The 19,823-nt window shown below is 62.0% G+C and carries 21 protein-coding genes; 1 reads left to right on the top strand and 20 read right to left on the bottom strand.

Translation table 11 applies throughout. The annotated features are described in order from the left end of the window. The first annotated feature begins 29 nt into the window (after positions 1–29). Positions 30–317, top strand: coding sequence for a GIY-YIG nuclease family protein (locus tag Q0974_RS09800; protein ID WP_299327056.1), 288 nt, complete (start codon positions 30–32; stop codon positions 315–317). A 72-nt stretch (positions 318–389) separates the two neighbouring features. Here Q0974_RS09800 and Q0974_RS09795 read toward each other — a convergent pair whose 3' ends face one another. From Q0974_RS09795 to Q0974_RS09700, 20 genes are all read right to left on the bottom strand, one after another. Next, positions 390–2,372, bottom strand: a complete 1,983-nt coding sequence (locus Q0974_RS09795) for an acetyl/propionyl/methylcrotonyl-CoA carboxylase subunit alpha (RefSeq protein ID WP_299327054.1) — start codon at positions 2,370–2,372, stop codon at positions 390–392. Between the two features lie 22 nt (positions 2,373–2,394). Next, entirely contained in the window at positions 2,395–2,790 is a 396-nt protein-coding gene (locus Q0974_RS09790) for a lysozyme inhibitor LprI family protein (RefSeq protein ID WP_299327052.1), read from the bottom strand. Between the two features lie 4 nt (positions 2,791–2,794). Further along, positions 2,795–3,799, bottom strand: a complete 1,005-nt coding sequence (gene bioB, locus Q0974_RS09785) for a biotin synthase BioB (protein ID WP_299327050.1) — start codon at positions 3,797–3,799, stop codon at positions 2,795–2,797. Positions 3,800–3,829: 30 nt separating this feature from the next. Beyond that, the gene (locus Q0974_RS09780; protein ID WP_299327048.1) at positions 3,830–4,024 is read right to left on the bottom strand and encodes a hypothetical protein; all 195 of its coding nucleotides are present in this window, start codon (positions 4,022–4,024) and stop codon (positions 3,830–3,832) included. Next, the gene (gene scpA / locus Q0974_RS09775; protein WP_299327046.1) at positions 4,024–6,159 is read right to left on the bottom strand and encodes a methylmalonyl-CoA mutase; all 2,136 of its coding nucleotides are present in this window, start codon (positions 6,157–6,159) and stop codon (positions 4,024–4,026) included. The genes Q0974_RS09780 and scpA overlap by 1 nt, the downstream gene beginning before the upstream one ends. Positions 6,160–6,354: 195 nt before the next feature. Beyond that, positions 6,355–7,155, bottom strand: a complete 801-nt coding sequence (locus Q0974_RS09770) for an enoyl-CoA hydratase-related protein (protein WP_299327044.1) — start codon at positions 7,153–7,155, stop codon at positions 6,355–6,357. Between the two features lie 82 nt (positions 7,156–7,237). Continuing rightward, entirely contained in the window at positions 7,238–7,678 is a 441-nt protein-coding gene (gene mce, locus Q0974_RS09765; protein ID WP_299327042.1) for a methylmalonyl-CoA epimerase, read from the bottom strand. Positions 7,679–7,892: 214 nt separating this feature from the next. Continuing rightward, on the bottom strand, positions 7,893–8,879 hold the full coding sequence (locus tag Q0974_RS09760; RefSeq protein ID WP_299327040.1) for a DUF808 domain-containing protein: 987 nt from the start codon (positions 8,877–8,879) through the stop codon (positions 7,893–7,895). Between the two features lie 366 nt (positions 8,880–9,245). Further along, entirely contained in the window at positions 9,246–9,515 is a 270-nt protein-coding gene (locus Q0974_RS09755; protein ID WP_299328479.1) for a GIY-YIG nuclease family protein, read from the bottom strand. 207 nt (positions 9,516–9,722) lie between these two features. Further along, positions 9,723–9,971 (bottom strand): hypothetical protein, encoded by a 249-nt coding sequence (locus Q0974_RS09750; protein ID WP_299327039.1) that lies wholly within the window; start codon positions 9,969–9,971, stop codon positions 9,723–9,725. Between the two features lie 12 nt (positions 9,972–9,983). Then, entirely contained in the window at positions 9,984–11,516 is a 1,533-nt protein-coding gene (locus tag Q0974_RS09745) for an acyl-CoA carboxylase subunit beta (protein WP_299327037.1), read from the bottom strand. Between the two features lie 60 nt (positions 11,517–11,576). Then, positions 11,577–12,602: an NAD-dependent epimerase/dehydratase family protein gene (locus tag Q0974_RS09740; RefSeq protein ID WP_299327035.1), complete on the bottom strand. Its 1,026-nt coding sequence runs from the start codon at positions 12,600–12,602 to the stop codon at positions 11,577–11,579. A gap of 27 nt (positions 12,603–12,629) precedes the next feature. Further along, positions 12,630–13,523: a 3-hydroxyisobutyrate dehydrogenase gene (gene mmsB, locus Q0974_RS09735; protein ID WP_299327033.1), complete on the bottom strand. Its 894-nt coding sequence runs from the start codon at positions 13,521–13,523 to the stop codon at positions 12,630–12,632. A gap of 1 nt (position 13,524) precedes the next feature. Further along, complete coding sequence (locus tag Q0974_RS09730) at positions 13,525–14,307, bottom strand: enoyl-CoA hydratase-related protein (protein ID WP_299327031.1); 783 nt, start codon at positions 14,305–14,307, stop codon at positions 13,525–13,527. 11 nt (positions 14,308–14,318) lie between these two features. Then, on the bottom strand, positions 14,319–15,134 hold the full coding sequence (locus Q0974_RS09725) for an alpha/beta fold hydrolase (protein ID WP_299328477.1): 816 nt from the start codon (positions 15,132–15,134) through the stop codon (positions 14,319–14,321). Next, on the bottom strand, positions 15,134–16,276 hold the full coding sequence (locus Q0974_RS09720) for an acyl-CoA dehydrogenase family protein (protein ID WP_299327029.1): 1,143 nt from the start codon (positions 16,274–16,276) through the stop codon (positions 15,134–15,136). Before Q0974_RS09720 ends, Q0974_RS09725 begins: the two co-directional genes overlap by 1 nt. 66 nt (positions 16,277–16,342) lie before the next feature. Continuing rightward, on the bottom strand, positions 16,343–16,732 hold the full coding sequence (locus Q0974_RS09715; protein ID WP_299327027.1) for a RidA family protein: 390 nt from the start codon (positions 16,730–16,732) through the stop codon (positions 16,343–16,345). Continuing rightward, positions 16,729–17,733, bottom strand: a complete 1,005-nt coding sequence (locus Q0974_RS09710; protein WP_299327025.1) for a hypothetical protein — start codon at positions 17,731–17,733, stop codon at positions 16,729–16,731. Before Q0974_RS09710 ends, Q0974_RS09715 begins: the two co-directional genes overlap by 4 nt. A gap of 55 nt (positions 17,734–17,788) precedes the next feature. Further along, a complete protein-coding gene (locus Q0974_RS09705) occupies positions 17,789–18,241 on the bottom strand; it encodes a hypothetical protein (protein WP_299327023.1) in 453 nt (150 codons plus the stop codon). Positions 18,242–18,244: 3 nt separating this feature from the next. Beyond that, positions 18,245–19,741 (bottom strand): CoA-acylating methylmalonate-semialdehyde dehydrogenase, encoded by a 1,497-nt coding sequence (locus tag Q0974_RS09700; protein WP_299327021.1) that lies wholly within the window; start codon positions 19,739–19,741, stop codon positions 18,245–18,247. Positions 19,742–19,823 lie beyond the last annotated feature (82 nt).

The raw sequence follows: 19,823 nt of genomic DNA, 5'->3' as shown, positions 1-19,823 counted from the left end.
GCCTGCGCAGGAGCACAAGGAAAGCTCTCATGCCCCGTCAAAGCTATGTCTATGTCATGGCCAATCGGCGCAACGGAACGCTGTATCTGGGGTCCACGAGCAACCTGCCACAACGCGCCCACCAGCACAGAAACGGGCTGATAGACGGTTTCGCCAAGCAGCATGATTGCAAGCGGCTCGTGTGGTGCGAAGCGTATGACGATATCCGGGCGGCGCGGCACCGCGAACTGCAAATGAAGAAATGGAAGCGCTCCTGGAAACTGCGGGTAATCGAAGAACTGAACCCGGAATGGAACGATCTATATAATAGCCTATAGTGCTCCTGCGAAGGCAGGAGCCCAGACCCGAACCGTCCGGACTGGATTCCTGCCTTCGCAGGAATACCGAGACTACTCAAACTCCAGGATCACATCGTCGGCCTGAAGGCTGTCGCCCTCGGCCGCACTGACGCTGCTCACCACGCCCGCCTTTTCGGCGCGCAGGATATTTTCCATCTTCATCGCCTCGATCACGGCGAGCGGCTGCCCTTCTTCGACCTGATCCCCTTCCCCGACATGCAGCGCGGTGACGAGCCCCGGCATCGGGCAGATCAGCATTTTCGAAAGGTCAGGCGGCTCCTTCTCGATCATGTGCGCGGCGAGATGGGCGAAATATTTGGGCAGCGTGCGCACCTCGTGGCGCGCGCCGCGCGTCGTAAGCGAAAAGCCGTAGCGGCCCGGCTTGATCTTCACGGCCAGCGTGTCGCCGCCGAATTCGGCTTCGACCATCCGGTCGCCCGGCGCATATGCCATGGCGAGCTCCATCGCCTCCCCATCGACGGACACATCGTCGAGATCGATATGGACATCATGCGTGACGCCATCGATCTCCACCACCCATTCGGCCGGCGGCTGCAACGGTCCGTTGAGCTGGCCTGAAATGCGGCGCGCGCGGTCGCCATGCGCAGCGGCGGCAAAACCAGCCACGGCCGCGAGCCGCTTGCGTAGCTTTTCATCGACAGGCGCACCCTGAAACCCGTCCGGATATTCCTCGGCGATAAAGTTGGTCGTGATCTCGCCCGAGCGGAAGCGCGGATGCTGCATGAGCGCGGACAGGAAATCGAGATTGTGGCCGAGGCCCTCAAGCTCGAACCGGTCGAGCTCGGCGATCTGGCGGTCGATCGCGCCCTCGCGCGTCGGCGCCCAGGTGATCAGCTTGGCGATCATCGGGTCGTAGTACATCGAGACTTCGCCGCCCTCGGCCACGCCGTCATCGACGCGCGTGCAACCCTCTTCCTCATGGCTTTCTTCGGGCGGGTTATAGCGCACGAGCCGGCCGATCGACGGCAGAAATCCGCGATAGGGGTCTTCGGCATAGACGCGATTTTCAACGGCCCAGCCGGTCAGCGTGATATCGTCCTGCGCGAAGGGCAGTTTTTCACCCGCCGCAACGCGGATCATCTGCTCGACCAGATCGATATCGGTGATGAACTCCGTCACCGGATGCTCGACCTGCAGCCGCGTGTTCATTTCGAGGAAATAGAAGCTCTTGTCGGCACCTACGATCAGTTCGACCGTTCCGGCGCTGTGATAATCGACGGCACGGGCCAGCGCGACGGCCTGTTCGCCCATCGCCTTGCGCATTTCTTCATCGACGAACGGCGACGGTGCTTCCTCGACGACTTTCTGGTGGCGGCGCTGGATCGAACATTCGCGCTCGCCCAGATAAACGATACTGCCGTGTTTATCGCCCAGTACCTGGATCTCGATATGACGGGGCTGCTCGATGAATTTCTCGATAAAGACGCGGTCGTCGCCGAAGCTCGCCTTGCCCTCGCGCTTCGTCGCCTCGAAGCCCTCGCGCACATCCTGTTCGTTCCAGGCAAGCCGCATCCCCTTACCGCCGCCGCCCGCCGAGGCCTTCATCATCACCGGATAGCCGATCTCGGTCGAAATCTTCACCGCATGCTCGGTATCGTCGATCTCGCCGACATGGCCCGGGACGACGCTGACGCCGGCTTTTTTAGCGAGCTTCTTGGACTCGATCTTGTCGCCCATCGCCGCGATAGCGCCCGGCGGCGGGCCGATGAAAACGATATCGTTCTCCGCGCAGGCCTTGGCGAAGCTCTCGCGCTCAGAGAGGAAGCCATAGCCCGGATGCACGGCCTCGGCTCCGGTATTCTTGCAGGCCTGGATGATCGTGTCGGCGAGCAGATAACTTTCCGCTGCAGGCGGCGGCCCGAGATTCACAGCCTCGTCCGCCATCTCGACATGCGGCGAGCGCGCATCGGCGTCCGAATAGACCGCAACCGTCGCGATCCCCATCTTCTGGGCGCTCCGGATCACCCGGCACGCAATTTCGCCGCGATTGGCGATCAGGATTTTTTTGAACACGCCCCTAGCAACTCCCTGAAACCTATTGATCTTCGATCATCAATGCACGCAGCTCTTCCGTGCGCTCGCGGGTCATTTGCGCGCGGCAGCCATGGAACAGCAAGGGCTCCGCACTGCCGCCGATCATATGATAGGACCAAGCCTCGCAATGCTCGTCGCGCAGCGTGATCCAGGCGCGCTGGGCGCGGCGGATGCGCTCTTCGCCGGACGGACGCGTATCGCCATCGGGCATGTAGGACAGGTTACCGCGCGCATAGTCGATGACCTGCTCATAGACCGCGTTGAGCTCTCCGTCAGCCTGCCGAAAATCCCAATAGGCGCAGGCATTCATATGCTGCTGCGGCAGATTACCGCTATCGGCGCAGGTCTCCGCATTAGGCGTGAATTGCATCATCACAAAGAGGGTCAGGCCGAGCATCGCCCTACTCCGCCGCGACCAGATCCGCGCGCGCCGGCTCTTCGCCGTCGAGCGGCACGAGGCCTAGCTTCTCGAACAATTCCGCATCGGCATCGTCGCCGCGATTGCCGGTGGTCAGCAGCTTGTCGCCGGTAAAGATCGAGTTCGCCCCGGCGAGGAAGCACAACGCCTGCACGGCTTCGCTCATGCTTTCGCGGCCCGCCGATAGCCGCACCATCGAACGCGGCATCGTAATCCGCGCCACCGCCACCGTGCGGACGAATTCCAGATCGTCGATCTTCGCCTCGGGCACATCGTGAAGGATGTCGCCGAGCACGGTGCCTTTCACGGGCACCAGCGCATTCACGGGCACGCTTTCCGGATGCCGTTCGAGCGTCGCCAGCGCATGCAGGAACCCGACCCTGTCCTCACGGCTCTCGCCCATGCCGACAATGCCGCCCGAACAGACATTGATCCCGGCGTCGCGGACATGCCCCAGCGTTTCGATCCGCTCCTCGAACTTCCGCGTCGTGATCACCTCTTCATAGCGTTCGGGCGACGTATCGATATTGTGGTTGTAATAATCGAGACCGGCTTCGGCGAGCATCTCCGCCTGTTTGGGCGTCAGCATGCCAAGCGTCATGCAGGTTTCCATGCCCATCTCGCGGACGCCCTTCACGATCTCGACGATCGCCGGCATGTCGCGGTCTTTCGGGTTGCGCCAGGCCGCCCCCATGCAGAAACGCTGCGACCCGGCATCCTTCGCCTGCGCTGCCGATTGCAGCACCTGGCGGACATCCATCAGCTTGGTCGCCTCGACCCCGCTATCTGCATGGACCGACTGCGAGCAATAGCCGCAATCCTCCGGGCAGCCGCCGGTCTTGATCGACAGCAGCGTACAGAGCTGCACCTCGCCCGCCGCATGATTCTCGCGATGGACGGTCTGCGCCCGCCACATCAGCTCGTGAAACGGCAGGTCGAAGAGATCGGCGATCTCCTCGCGCGTCCAATCGGTACGGATTTCGGTCAATTCAGTGTCCTTTGATGAAACATAATACCGCTACTTTTCATCGCTCCACTGGTTTGGATGGCGTTCCGTAAACTCCCCCCAGAACTCCTTGCGCGCCTCGCTAAGTAGCTTCTGTCCGCGCTCAGAGTAACCCGACAAAGCGGCAATGTCTTCGAGATCCAAAAGACGGACCATGAAATGACCGTAACATTTGCCCGGCGTTAGCTCTTTTTGTTCTTTAGCCATCACTCGGCAGCTTCCTCCAGTGGCGGCAGGTTATGGCCGAGCAGCTTGAGCACTTCGGCCGCCGCGTCAACCAGATTGGTGCCGGGCCCGAAGATCTCCTTCACCCCGGCCTTGCGCAGGAACTCGTAATCCTGTTGCGGGATCACGCCGCCGGCGAACACCCGGATATCGGAGCGCCCGGCCTCGTCGAGCTTGCCGATCAGTTCGGGGATCAGCGTCTTGTGGCCAGCGGCCAGGCTTGAGGCCCCGATCGCGTCCACATCATTTTCCATCGCCATATCGGCGGCCTCGCCCGGCGTCTGGAAGAGCGGGCCGGAAACGACTTCGAAGCCCATATCGGCAAAGGCGGATGCGACGAGATTGGCGCCGCGGTCATGCCCGTCCTGCCCCATTTTCGCGACCATGATCTTGGGCTTGCGGCCGAGCCGGGCGCTCATGGATTCAACGCCGCCCGTCACCCGCTCCCATTCTGGCGTGCCGTCATAGGCGCCGCCATAGACGCCGCGCACCGGCTGCGGGATCGTATCGTAGCGGCCGAACGCATCTTCCATCGCGCTCGAAATCTCGCCGAGCGTGCAACGCGCCCGGGCGCATTCGATGGCCAGCGCCAGCATATTGCCGTCGGCCTTCGCGCCTTCGGTGAGCGCGGCAAGCGCCGCCTCCGCCGCATCCTCGTCGCGCTCGACGCGGGTCTTTTCGATCCGCGCGATCTGGTCGCGGCGGACGCGGGCCGTGTCGATATCGAGAATGTCGATTTCGGGCTCTTCGGCGAGGCGGTATCTGTTGACGCCGACGATTACCTGTTCGCCGCGATCGACGGCCGCGGCCTTGGCGGCGGCGGCTTCCTCGATATTCCGCTTGGGCAGGCCCTCGGCGACGGCCTTGGTCATCCCGCCAGCCGCTTCGACTTCCTCGATCAGCTCCCAAGCCTTGTCGGCGAGTTGCTGCGTAAGCTGCTCGACATAATAGGAACCGCCCAGCGGATCGGCGACGTTCGTGATGCCGCTCTCCTCCTGCAGGATCAGCTGCGTATTGCGCGCGATCCGCGCCGAAAAATCCGTCGGTAAAGCAACGGCTTCGTCGAAACTGTTCGTATGGAGGCTCTGCGTGCCGCCCAGCGTCGCCGCCATCGCCTCGATCGTCGTGCGGACGATATTGTTGTACGGATCCTGCTCGGTGAGGCTGACCCCGCTCGTCTGGCAATGGGTGCGTAGCATCTTGGATTTGGGGTTCTGCGCGCCGAAATCTTCCATAATCTGATGCCAGAGCTTGCGCCCGGCGCGCATCTTGGCGACCTCCATGAAGAAGTTCATGCCGATGCCCCAGAAGAAGCTGAGACGCGGCGCGAAACTGTCGACATCCAGCCCCTGCGCCATCGCCGCACGGACATATTCCATGCCGTCCGCGAGCGTGTAGGCGAGTTCCTGCACGGCCGTCGCGCCGGCTTCATGCATATGATAGCCGCTGATCGAAATGCTGTTGAAACGCGGCATATGCTCGGCCGTATAGGCGATGATATCGGCGACGATCCGCATCGAGGGTTCGGGCGGATAAATGTACGTGTTCCGCACCATGAACTCTTTGAGGATGTCGTTCTGGATCGTGCCGGAGAGCTTGTCCTGCGAGACGCCCTGCTCTTCCGCCGCAACGATATAGAAGGCCATGACCGGGATCACCGCGCCGTTCATCGTCATCGAGACGCTCATCTGGTCGAGCGGAATCTGATCGAACAGGATTTGCATATCGGCGAGCGTATCGATTGCGACACCCGCCTTGCCGACATCGCCGGTCACGCGCGGATGATCGCTGTCATAGCCGCGATGCGTGGCGAGATCGAAGGCGACCGAAAGGCCCTTCTGCCCGGCGGCGAGATTGCGGCGGTAAAAGGCGTTCGAATCCTCGGCCGTCGAAAAGCCCGCATATTGGCGGATCGTCCATGGGCGGCCTGTATACATGGACGCGTAAGGCCCGCGCGTGAACGGCTCGAAACCCGGCAGGCCGGCATCCAGCGCATCGCTCGCATCGTACATCGGATGAACCGGGATGCCCTCGGGCGTATCCCAGGTCAGGTCGCGGCCCTTCACTTCCTTGGCCGCGCGCTCCTGCCAGTCGGATTTGGACGGTTTGTCGGTCATAGGGCGGTTACTTAACGCGGCATCTGCGTTTTGTCTCCCTCTCCCCTTGCGGGAGAGGGACGAGCGCGAAGCGCTCAGGGAGAGGGGAAACAGAGCGAGCGAAAGCGAGCGTGGTAGCCATGGCACCCCTCTCCGACTCCGACTAGGCAGCAAGCTGCCAAGTCTCCGTTGTCCTCTCCCGCAAGGGGAGAGGAGCTACTGCCCGGTAAATTGCGCCTTTTCTTTCTTAAGGAAGGCGACCGCGCCGATCACGGCGTCCTGGCTGTTGCCCGCCTCGCGCTGGGCATTGGCTTCGGCATCCAGCGCGTCCGAATAGTCGCGCTCGAGATTCTCCATCACCGTGCGGCGCATCAGACCCAGCGCCTTGGTCGGGCCTTTGGCGAGCCGTTCGGCGAGCGCCCGCGCCTCGTCCATCAAAGCATCGTCGGGCACGACCTTGTACGCCATGCCCCATTCGAGCGCCTTATCCGCCGGAATCTTCTCGCCGAGCATCATCATCTCGAAGGCGCGCGCCTTGCCGATCAGGCGCGGCAACATCCATGTCGCGCCGCCATCGGGCACGAGGCCAATGTTCACGAACGCCTGGAGGAAATAGGCCGATTCCCCGCAAATCACGAAATCGCCGGCAAGACCCGCCGAACAGCCGACGCCGGCCGCCGGCCCTTTCACCGCCGTGATCAGCGGCACGGGCAGCTCTGCGAGCTTCTTCATCATCGGGTTGTAATGCCCGTCGAGCGAGGCCTTGGCGCGATCGCCGCCGCTTATCTCGCTGCTGCCGTCGCGGCCGCCGCCCGCAAGATCGGCGCCCGAGCAGAAGGCCCGGCCCTCGCCCGTCATGATGACGCAGCGCACGCCCTCGCCCAGCGCCTCGTCGAGTGCGGCGGAAATCTCGTCGGCCATGGCCGGCGGCATCGCGTTCAATCGCTCCGGGCGGTTCAGCGTGATCGTCGTGATAGTGTCGGCAACGGCGAGCTTGATGGTTTCATATTCGGCCATGGCGTTCTGTCTCCCGGGGATGTCGTTAGTTTACGTTAACGTAAACCATGCCCAAGCTGATGAGTCAAATCCGGCAAACCGATCAATGCGCCTCTTTCGGCGTTTCCATGATCTCGGTCAGCACGCCGCCCATATCCTTGGGGTGGACGAAGAAGATCAGCGTGCCGTGCGCACCGATCCGGGGCTCTCCGAGCACCCGCTTGCCCATCGCCTCGAACTCGGCCTTGGCTTCATGGATATCCGGCACCTCGAAACAGAGATGATGCTGGCCACCCAGCGGATTGGCCTTGAGGAACCCGTGGATGGGCGAATCCTCGCCCAACGGCTCGATCAGCTCGATCTGCGTTCCCTGTCCTGAGCCTGTCGAAGGAGGCGTGTCGACGAAACACACCTTCACGCCCTGCGCGGGCATGTCGAACGGCTCGTGAATCTTCGTCGCGCCCATAATGTCGCGCCAGAAGGCGATGCTGTCGGGAATGGAGGGCGTCGCCACGCCGACATGGTTGAGGGGGCCGAGTTTCATAAGTCTAATCCATCAAGTTCGTAAGGTTGCTGACTAGGAAATATAGCCCGCCGCTAACGAACAGCAGCAAGACAAACCAAAACTGTCCCGGACGATCGGCGCGGTTCGGCTGGTCCGTGCCGGGAACCCTGCCCAGTCGATATGTTCGCAAGGCAAGCCAAAACCAGACTAGGCTGACCGCGATCCCGAGCAAGTTCCACCATGTCATCACAGCTCAATGCGCCTCGCCATGCGGCATGAAGCGGTGGACGATGGGCGCGATCACCGCGCCGATAGCCACGCCGCCGAGCCCGGACAATATGGCAAAGACCAGCCAGTCCATAAAGCCGTGCAGCCCCGCGGGCATTATCCCGGCCACCGGATGCGCGACCGCCTCGATCCAGTGTTCTGGCCCGTGCCAGCCGATCGCCGCGATATTGTGGACGAGCAGCCCGCCGCCGACCCAGGCCATGGCGAGCGTGCCGACGACGGAGATGAACGCCAGCAGCTTCGGCATGAAGCCGACCAGCCCGCGCCCGAACGCCGCCATCCCGCCTTCCCGCGTCTTGGCGAGATGCAGGCCGACATCGTCCATCTTCACGATCAGCGCGACCGCGCCATAGACGACCGCCGTAATCACGATCCCGATCGCGGCAAGGATCAGCGCCTGCGTCCACCAGACCTGGTCGGTCACTTCGGATAGCGCTATCGCCATGATCTCGGCGGAGAGGATCAGGTCCGTGCGGATCGCGCCGGAGACCATATCGTCCTCGCGCTCCCCGCCCTCGACGATCGCGGGCGTTTCATGGAGGTTCGTCTCGTCGACGTGAAACCATTCGAGCACCTTCTCGGCTGCCTCGTAGCAGAGGAACAGCCCGCCCACGATGAGGATATAGGGGATCAGAAACGGCGCGAACTGGCCAAGCAGCACGGCGGCGGGCAGCAGGATAACGATCTTGTTGAAGACCGACCCGCGCGCAATCCGCGCGATCATCGGCAGCTCGCGCGAGGGATCGAAACCGGTGACGTAGCGCGGCGTTACGGCGGCATCGTCGATGACCACACCCGCCGTCTTCGCCCCGGCCCGCGACGCGGCGACGGAGATGTCGTCTAGCGACGCTGCGGAAGCCTTGGCGGCGACCGAGATATCGTCGAGCGATGCCGCGGACGCGCGCGCGATGGCGGCGACGTCATCGAGAAGGGCGACTAGGCCGGAGGGCATGGGCGTCGATCTTTCGTCAATTCATCCTCGCCAAGTGAGCTGTACGTTTACACCAAAGGCCGCATTTGTTTGCTGTGACTTTCGCCTGAAAACCCCGGAAAACCGGCAAACGCGGCAGAGGCGATGCGCGTGGTGTGTGACCTTCCATATGCCCGCATATTTTTTCCGAAACCTGGGCGCGAATGCCCGTCCAACCGTCCGCCGCCGATCCTAGCAGGCTGATGGTGATGTAGGACAGCGGAAATGTCCGAGTGTGAAGTGTTTAACGACGTCATTGCGAGGAGCCGCAGGCGACGAAGCAATCCAGAGCGGCTGGCGAGCTAGCCGCTCTGGATTGCTTCGCTGCGCTCGCAATGACGGGCGAACTCATGTGATATCCTCATACAAATCCTGCCATGTCGGATTGTCCACCTCGATCAATGCCAGCTTCTTCTTCTTCCGCGATCCGCCCTTGATCTGCTTCTCCCGCGCAATCGCCGCTTCCATCGTTTCGTGCATCTCGAACCAGACGAGCAACTTGCAGCCATAACGTTTTGAAAAACCGGGAAACGTGCTTTCTTTATGCTGCCAAACCCGCTGCACCAGATTGGACGTGACACCGGTATAAACCGCCCCATTCCGCCTGTTCGCCACCATATAGACCGCAGGCTGCTTCACGCCGTGCCCGCCTCACCCACCACCGTCATTGCGAGGAGACCCGAACTTGTTTCAGGGCGACGCGGCAATCCAGAGCGTTGCGCACTCGGCCCTGGATTGCTTCGCTACGCTCGCAATGACGGTATTTATTGCGGCAACGTCGTCGAGAAGAGCTACGAGGCATGAAGGCATGAAATTTCTAGCTCATTAGAGCTGGAACCAGTCGATTCTCGAAGATGCATCTTTCTTAGCACTTTCCACTGTTTCGGATATTCCAGCAGTTTCAACCATCTTCGGCCACGGTGTAAAATCTGGATACATCTCGTATTTGGTTTGATCCCCTTCGCCCAGGGCCTCATAATATGAAAAGTGCCCATCAGGACGTTTGATAATTACGACATTTCGCATCCGATCGGGCTTTTCGATTACCTCGACTGTCAAATCCACATCACTCATAGATCTTCTCACTCACAACGGAATATTGTCATGCTTCTTCCACGGATTCTCGAGCTGCTTGTTCCGCAGTTTCCGTAGGCCCAGCGCAACCCGCCGCCGCGTCGAATGCGGCATGATGACCTCGTCGATAAAGCCTTTCGCGGCGGCGACGAAGGGGTTGGCGAAGCGGTCTTCATATTCCTTGGTTTTCTCGGCGATCTTGTCGGGATCGTCGCGGTCCTGGCGGAAGATGATCTCGACCGCGCCCTTCGCGCCCATCACCGCGATCTCGGCGGTCGGCCAAGCGTAATTCAAATCGCCGCGCAGATGTTTTGACGCCATCACGTCGTACGCCCCGCCATAGGCCTTGCGCGTGATCACCGTGATCTTGGGCACCGTCGCCTCGGCATAGGCAAATAGCAGCTTCGCGCCATTCTTGATAATGCCGTTATGCTCCTGCCCGACGCCGGGGAGGAAGCCCGGCACGTCGACGAACGTCACGATCGGGATATCGAAGGCATCGCAGAAGCGCACGAAGCGGCCGGCTTTCTTGCTCGCCGCGATATCGAGCACCCCGGCGAGGACCATCGGCTGGTTGGCGACGATGCCGACCGTGCGGCCCTCGATCCGGCCGAAACCGATGATGATGTTCGCGGCATGGGCGGGTTGCAGCTCGAAGAACTCGCCCTCGTCGACCGTCTTCCGGATCAACTCATGCATGTCATAGGGCATGGTCGCGCTGGCCGGGATCAGCGTGTCGAGGCTCGGTTCCTCGCGGTCCCAGGCGTCGGCCGTCGGCCGCTCAGGCACCTCTTCGCGGTTCGAGGCGGGCAGGTAATCGATGAAATCGCGCGCCGCCATCAGCGCCTCGATATCGTTCTCGAACGCGACATCGGCGACGCCGGATTTTGTGGTGTGGGTGACTGCGCCGCCCAGTTCCTCCTGCGTCACGACTTCGTTGGTGACCGTCTTCACGACATCGGGGCCGGTCACGAACATGTAGGAGCTATCCTTCACCATGAAGATGAAGTCGGTCATCGCCGGGCTATAGACCGCGCCACCCGCGCACGGGCCCATGATGAGCGAAAGCTGCGGCACGACACCACTCGCCAGCACATTGCGCTGGAACACCTCGGCATAGCCGCCCAGGCTCGCCACGCCCTCCTGGATGCGCGCGCCGCCGCTATCGTTGAGCCCGATCACCGGCGCGCCGACCTTCATCGCCGTGTCCATGACCTTGCAGATCTTTTCCGCATGCCGCTCCGACAGCGACCCGCCGAACACGGTGAAGTCCTGGCTGAACGCGTAGACGAGTCGCCCGTTGATCGTACCCGATCCGGTGACGACGCCGTCGCCCGGGATCACCTGCTCCTCCATGCCGAAATCGGTGCAATTGTGCTCGACGAACATGTCGAGTTCCTCGAACGAGCCCTCGTCGAACAGGACTTCGAGCCGCTCGCGCGCCGTGAGTTTGCCCTTGGCGTGTTGCGCGTCGATACGCTTCTGCCCGCCGCCCATCCGCGCGGCTTCCCGCCGGCGTTCAAGATCCTCGATAACATCCTGCATGATCGCCCCTAACGTGCTGTTTCGCCTGTCGAAGCAGGAACAGCGGCGAAAATCAACGGATCAGAGCGTCACGACGCCCCGCGCGACTAGGCTTTCGGCGGTATCGACGATGGTCTGTTCGGCGGGGATATATTCGAATCCCAGCGTTTCAGCGGCATGGCGGCCGGAGGTGACGCGCTTCTTGCCGATATTGGCCTTGATCTGTTGCATAGCCGGCATGAACAGCGCGAGGATAGCAACCATGACATAGGGCATCTTGCGTTTGGGCACCTTGCGCGCCTTGTCGCCGATCCGCGCGCGCAGCACTTCCGCCATCTCCCGCGTCCACATAAAGCCGTTGGCCGCCGCGAAGCGTTCGCCGCGCACCTTCTCGGCCGGCGCTTCGAGCGCTAGCACATGGATTTTCGCGACATCGCGGACATCGACGACGCCGATGCCCATTTCGGGAATCATCGGCATGCTGCCGTCGATCAGCCGCTTGATCAGCTCGATGGAGGTCGAGAGATCGTCGTTGACGACAGGCCCGAAAACGCCAGTCGGGTTGACGCTGCAGAACTCCATATCGGGCGCATTCGCTTCGACCCAGTCGCGCGCGGCGCGTTCGGCGATCGTCTTCGATTTCGTATAGGGCGCCACACCGGGCGTCTCAATCTTTGTCCAGTCGCTTTCGTCGAATTCGGTGCGGCTCTCGTCATGGCCATAGGCGATAGCAGCGACCGATGATGTCTGGGCGAAGCGTGTCACGCCGGCTTCCTTGGCGAAACGCAGCGCGCGCAGCGTGCCTTCACGCGCGGGGACGATCAGCTCGTCCTCATTATCCGGCACGGCCAGCGGAAAGGGCGAGGCGACATGGGCAACGGCATCGCAGCCGGCATTGGCCTCGGCCCAGCCGGCATCACTCTCGAGGTCGGCTTCGAATATCTTGAGCCGCTCGCCCGCATCGGGCCAGCGGTCGCGCAGCCGCTGTTCGCTTTTTGCCGTGGAACGTACGGTCGTGTGCACGGCCCAGCCCCTAGCGAGCAGCTGGTCGATGACCTCGCCGCCGATATATCCGGTTCCCCCGGTCACAAGTGCGGTCTTGGCCATGCTCCGATCCCTCCCCGGTGCCGTAATTTATCCGTCCGTCGAACTGGTCTCGAGGAATTTGATGATCCCCGAAAAGTCCTTTTTTTCGCCGCCATGCTTGACGAACTGTTCGTACATGGCGCGCGCCTTGGCGCCCATCGGGGTGCGCATGCCCGCTTCGTCGGCCGCTTCCATGGCGAGTTTCAGGTCCTTGAGCATCAGCGGCGCGGCGAACCCGCCCTCATAGCCATTATCCGCCGGGCTATCCGGGCCGACGCCGGGCACCGGGCAATAGCTCGTCATCGACCAGCTCTGGCCCGAGGCCTTCGATGAAATGTCGAAGAAGGTCTGCGGATCGAGGCCCAGCGACTGGGCGAGGTTGAAGGTCTCGCAGGTCGCGATCATCGTCGCGCCGAGCAGCATATTGTTGCAGATTTTCGCCGCCTGCCCCGCACCGGATTCGCCGGCATGGATCACGGCCTTGCCCATCACGTCGAGGATCGGCTCGGCGCGCTCGAACGCCTTGTCCGTGCCACCGACCATGAAGGTCAGCGTGCCGCCCGCCGCCGCGGCGATACCGCCGGAGACCGGCGCGTCGACCATGAGGAAGCCTTTGGCCGCAGCCTGCTCGCCGACATCGCGCGCCGTGCCCACGTCGATAGTCGAGCAGTCGAGCAAAAGCGTGCCCGGGTCCGCATGGTCGAACACATCGTCGACATAGACTGCCCGGACATGCTTGCCCGCGGGCAGCATGGTGACAACTGCTTCGGCCCCTTTCACGGCATCCGCGCCGGACTCGGCGATCCGGCAGCCATTGGCCTTGGCTGTCTCCAGCGCCGCTTCGGAAATATCGAAGGCGGCAACGTCATGCCCGGCCTTGGCGAGGTTGGCGGCCATCCCCGCGCCCATATTGCCGAGCCCGATAAAGGCGATTGTGGTCATTTTACCGTCCCTTCCAGTCCGCATCGCGCTTGTCGATGAACGCGCCCATGCCTTCGGTCTTGTCTTCGGTCGCGGTCAGAATCTGGAAAAGCCGGCGCTCGTGCACTACGCCCTGATCGAGCGTTGTCTCGAAAGCCGCGTTGACCATCTCCTTGTTCACCATCGCGGCCATCGGCGCTTGCGAGGCGATCTTTTCCGCCGTTTTGAGTGTTTCGTCGAGCAGATCGTCATGCGGTACGACGCGCGCGACGAGGCCCGAACGCTCGGCTTCCTCGGCATCCATCATCCGGCCGGTCAGGCACATTTCCATCGCCTTCGCCTTGCCGATTGCGCGGGTTAGTCGCTGCGAGCCGCCCATGCCGGGCGCGACGCCGAGATTGATCTCGGGCTGGCCGAACTTCGCCTTATCCGATGCGATGATGAAATCGGCCATCATCGCCAGTTCGCACCCGCCGCCCAGCGCGAACCCGTTGACCGCCGCGATCCAGGGCTTGCGCGTTTTCTTGACGAGATCGCTCGTCCACTTCGCAAAGAAATCCTCCAGATAGAAATCGGCGGCCGCCTTGTCGTACATCTCCTTGATGTCCGCGCCTGCCGCGAACGCTTTGTACCCGGAGCCGGTAAGGACAGCGCAGCGCTGCCCGTCATCGGCCTCGAACGCCGCAAAGGCATCTACCAGTTCATCGAGCACATGGCTGTTGAGCGCATTGAGCGCCTTTGGCCGGTTGAGCGTGATCAACGTGACAGCGCCGCGCTGTTCGGTGAGGATGGTTTCGTAAGTCATGACTCTTTATTTCATACCTCTTTGTAAGGATGTGCCGTTAGCTCCGACCCAGGCAGCGACGCGCAAAACTCCATTATCACCTGCGCCGTTTCGGCTGGCGCATCGGCAAATTTCCAATGCCCGGACTCGAAAAACTCCCTGTGATGCAGTTTTCCGGCCGTGGCCGCCCGATCGACAAATGCCGCTGTCTCAGGCGGGCTGTTGTGCCGCCCCCAAAAATAGAATGATGCCACGCCGTCATCCTGCAGCTGCAGGAAAGATTCACCGAAACTGTCGCCAATGTTCCGGGACGCCACATCCCGTCCGAGATCAAACATCACCTGACTGTCGGCCCGGCGGACGGCTTGCGCATAGCGACTCGGTCGTGCGGTCGACGCGTCCAATTCCGCGATCTTTGCCAGCAGCCCTGCCAGAAATTCCGGAGCAGTATCATAGCATGCAGCAAGCGCTGAAAAATAGGCATCGGGCGCGGTCAGATTACCCTCAATCGAGATAAGTGCGGCGATACGGTCCGGGCGCTCTGTCGCCGCTTTCGTCGCTATAACGGACGCAACCGAATGCGCCAGCAGAACGACAGGACGATCGGGCGAAACCATATCGGCAACGTCGAGAATAAACTGCGCGAAACTGTCGAGGGAGGCGGGTTCCAGAGGCGCAGGCGCACCGCCGAAGCCGGGTAGGTTTAAGAGCACAAGCTCGAACATGTCGGTCAACTGCGATCGACCGAGAGCGTCGAAGGCGCTCAGATCATCGCCGAATCCATGCACGCAAATGAGCTTGGGCAGGTCCGGATCGCCGATCCGCACATAATCGCGACCGCTCTGCATCACTGCCGCAACATATCCCGGGACACGATCATGCGCATGATCTGGTTGGTGCCCTCGAGGATCGAATGGACGCGCAGATCGCGCCAGAAGCGTTCGATCGGATAGTCCTGCAAATAGCCGTAGCCGCCGAACAGCTGCAGCGCATCGTTGACGATCTTGCTGCCATTATCGGTTGCAAGCCGCTTGGCCATCGCGGCGAACCGCGTCTTATCCGGCGCATTTGCCGTCACCTTCGCCGCCGCCGTGTAGAGCAGCATCCGCGCCGCCTGCAGGTCCGTTTCCATATCGGCGAGCATGAACTGGGTGTTCTGGAAATCGGCGATGGCCTGGCCAAACTGCTTGCGCTCCTTGGTATAGGCGACCGCTTCGTCGAGACAGCGCTGCGCGCCGCCGAGTGAACAGGCGCCGATGTTCAAGCGGCCACCGTCGAGTCCCATCATCGCGATGCGAAAACCTTCCCCCTCATCGCCCACACGGTTCTCCAAAGGAACGCGCACAGAATCAAAGTTCACCTGCGCGGTCGGCTGGGAATGCCAGCCGAGCTTCTTTTCGAACGCGCCGAAGGAAACGCCTTCCATATCCTTCTCGATCACGAGGCAGGAAATGCCCTTGGGGCCTTCCTCGCCCGTGCGGACCATGGTCACATAGACGCCATTCTCACCGCCGCCCGAGATAAAGGCTTTCGAGCCCGAGACGACATAATGATCGCCGTCCCGAACCGCCTTGCTCTTGAGCGCGGCGGCGTCGGAGCCCGACCCCGGTTCAGTCAGGCAATAGCTGGCGACGCGTTGACACGTCACGAGTTCGGGCAGATATTTCTGCTTCACCGCGTCCGCGCCGAATGTGTCGATCATCCAGCTCGCCATATTGTGGATCGAGATGAAGGCGCTGGTCGAAGGACAGCCATAGGCCATCGCCTCCATGATCAGCGCCGCCTCGAGCCGCCCGAGCCCGATGCCCCCGCTCTCCTCGGACACATAGATGGCGCCGAAGCCCAGTTCGGCGGCCTTGCTGATCGTGTCACGCGGGAAGATATGCTTCTCGTCCCATTCGGCGGCGTGCGGGGTGATTTCGTCGGCAGTGAATTTCTGCGCCATCTCTTGGATCTGGCGCTGTTCGTCGGTCAGGTCGAATTGTGTCATGCGCGCCCCTATAGCGGTGTTTGGGAGTGACCGTAATCCCGAAATCGCTCGGCGCCGGAAGGCCTACTAGCAGCCGATCTCGGCTTCCACCTCGATCTCGACCTTCCATTCGGGCCTGAGCAGCGCGGCGACGACGACTATGGTCGCGGCCGGGCGGACATCGCCGAATATCTCGCCATGGACAGCGCCGATCGCATCGCCATCCGCCGCGTCTGTAACGAACATCCGCGTGCGCACGATATCGGCCAGCGAACCGCCCAATTCCTCAACCGCCGCCTCGATAATCGCAAAACAACGCCACGCCTGGGCCGTTGCGTCACCCGGCGTCGAGCTGCCATCGGGTTCGATCGGTCCGGTGCCCGACACGAGGATGCGGTTACCCGTGCGAATGGCGCGGGAGAAACCGAACGCCTTTTCGAAGGGCGATGCAGAGGCGGTGCGCGCTCTATCCGTCATAACCCATCGACGTCGAAACAGCGTTCGTCGTCCTCCCCGATCACCTCCAGCCGCCGCAGGAAATCGAGATCATCGGCCGACATATCGCCCCGGACGAACCGAACGGTCGAGCGGCCATAGCCGTCCGAATCCGTCCGGAAAAAGGTGTAGGATCGATATTGCGAAGGATTGCGCCGCCAATCGAACTGGAACTCGATATCGATCCGGTGATCCTCGACCATCGGGCCAAAGCGCGGTTCGGGCGCGCGGTGCCAGCTGCCGCCCGAAACCCGTGCGATAGTCTCGCCCGAGCGAATGATGAAACTGCCGGTCGGCAACCACGGCAGCAACGCTTCCTCGCCCGCGCGGACATGGACGCCGTATCCCCGGTCACAGAGAAACATCGGGCCGGGATAGGAATTGGGGCGATGGTTGAAGATATCGTCCCGGCTCGCCGCAGCGAAAGCCGCCGTCTGCGCCGTCGGTTCGGCGCAACCCAGCGCTTCCATCGACCCGATGCGGACGCGCTGTAACAGGGGAAAGTCGTTCTCCGTGCCGTCGAAACCGCCCGAAAGCAGCGCAACCGTAGGCCGACCGCTCTCGGCCTCGGCGCGCACCAGATAGGCGATCCGGAAACGCGAATTGATATCGATCTCGTCATAGTGAAGCGATACGCGGTAGACCGTGCCAAGGCCCAGTATATCGAGCTCTACGCCTTCACCGTCATAATATTCGCGATAGGGTCTGAAACCGCGATAGCGATCGTCTGCAAAGGTCTCGATATTGAGCTCATCGGTGCCGGTCATCAGCCGATGTGCGGGATAGGTAATCCAAGAGCCAGTGCGATAGGCAATCGCATCGTCGGCCGCCACGTCGATGGCAAACCCCTCGCCGCAATATTGGATCGGGCCGTTTACACCGCGCAGCGGCGGGGGCGGCGGCGTAGCGCCAGCAAGCGCGGGCAAAGCGATCTGCGCGACGAAAGCCGCGCAACCGGCCATGGCGAATAACGAGCGTCTCATGATCCCCCTTGGTTGGACGCCGCGAACGTCCCGTTGCTGCGTGTATGGCCTAAAGTCAGGACCCGCAGCGCACAAGCTCGACACGCCGGACCGGCCCGCCCTCTTCCTCTCCGGCAGCAGGCAATTCACTGTCGGTGATGACAAGGCCGTTTCCGTCTGCGCTAAGCTGCCACACGGAGCGATGGAGAACGGGCGGGGCCTGAAAGTAGAGGTCCGCCCGCATTGCCAACCGCCTGCCGTCCGCAGACTGCTCGATCAACGCGACCGGTTCCGACCAGTGATTACCGCGCTGCAAGCCTGTTGCGGCAATGATCGTTTCGGTCGATCCAATGCCGGCTGCACAGCCCGTTTCCGCTCGAACCCAGCGTCCGTGAAACTGCTCCGGTATCGCGAAGGCCAGTTCGCCTGGCGGTGGGATCGCTGCGCCGGCATTGGTATCCAACTGCGCCATCGCCGGCATGGCAAGAGCGAGCCAGGACAACGCCAGCAACCTGAACCAAGCGGCCATCCGCTAGCCCATCGTCGGGATCACGAACGCATTGCTGCCATCGCCGCCACCATCGGGCCAGCGCTGCGTGACGGTCTTGATCTTCGTCCAGAATTTCACACCTTCCATGCCGTGCTGGTTGGTGTCACCGAAGCCCGAGCGTTTCCAGCCGCCGAAGGTGTGATAGGCGACCGGCACCGGGATCGGGACGTTGATGCCGACCATGCCGACATTGACTCGTGCCGCGAATTCGCGGGCCGCATGGCCGTTGCGCGTGAAGATCGCGACGCCGTTTCCGTACTGATGGTTGCTGGCGAGCGCGAGCGCCTCCTCGAACTCCTTGGCGCGTACGATCTGCAACACCGGCCCGAAAATCTCCTGCCGATAGCTTTCCATGCCCGGCTTCACATGATCGAACAGCGAGGGGCCGATGAAGAAGCCGTTTTCATGGCCCTGTAGGCTGAAGCCGCGGCCATCGACGACGAGCTCCGCGCCTTCGTCGACGCCAGTCTGTATCCAGTTTTCGACCCGCTCCTTATGCTCTTTCGTGACGACCGGGCCGTAATGCGCATCGGGATCGGTCGAGACACCGACCCGCAGCGCATCGATGGCAGGCAGCATCTTGTCGCGCAGCCTGTCCGCCGTTTCATCGCCGACCGGCACGACGACGGGCAGCGCCATGCAGCGCTCGCCCGCGCTGCCGAAGGCCGCGCCAGACAGATCGTTCACCACCTGATCGAGATCGGCGTCAGGCATCACGATGCCGTGATTCTTCGCCCCGCCCATCGCCTGCACGCGCTTCCCGTTCTCGGTGCCGCGCTGATAGACATAATGGGCGATATCGGTGGAACCAACGAAGCTGACGGCCTTTATATCGTCATGGTCGAGGATCGCATCGACCATCTGCTTGTCGCCATGGACGACATTGAGGATGCCATCGGGCAAACCCGCTTCCTTCATCAGCTCGGCAAGCCGCACCGGCACGCTCGGATCGCGCTCGGAAGGTTTGAGGATAAAGGCGTTACCGCAGGCGATCGAAACGCCGAACATCCACATCGGGATCATCGCCGGGAAGTTGAACGGCGTGATCCCGGCGCAAACGCCAAGCGGCTGGCGCATCGAATAGACGTCGATGCCGGGGCCCGCCCCTTGCGTATATTCGCCCTTCAGCGCGTGCGGAATGCCGCAGCAGAACTCGATGACATCCAGCCCGCGCTGCACGTCGCCAGCCGCATCGGCCAGCACCTTGCCATGTTCGGACGAGAGCAACGCCGCCAGCTCGTCCATATTCGCTTCGACGAGCCGCTTATATTCGAACAGCACGCGCGCGCGTTTTTGCGGATTGGTCGCCGCCCAGGCCGGTTGCGCGGCGAGCGCCGCATCGACGGCCTTTTGCAGCTCGTCACCCGTGCCGAGCGAGACCTTAGCCTGCACTTCGCCCGAGTTGGGATCCCAGATATCATGCTGGCGCGATCCACCGCCAGCCGCATTGCCGCCAATGAAATGCTCCACCGTGCGCATTGCTTTCCTCCAAATTCCAAATAGAAAGTTGCGCACGCCATAATGTGCAAAAACGGCCAAGGCTATGCCGGGGATCGATCTT

The sequence above is a fragment of the Parasphingopyxis sp. genome, from assembly GCF_028279465.1.
Lineage (GTDB): Bacteria > Pseudomonadota > Alphaproteobacteria > Sphingomonadales > Sphingomonadaceae > Parasphingopyxis.
The sequence above is the reverse complement of the archived record's forward strand: the minus strand, read 5'-3'. Positions and strand labels throughout refer to the sequence as shown.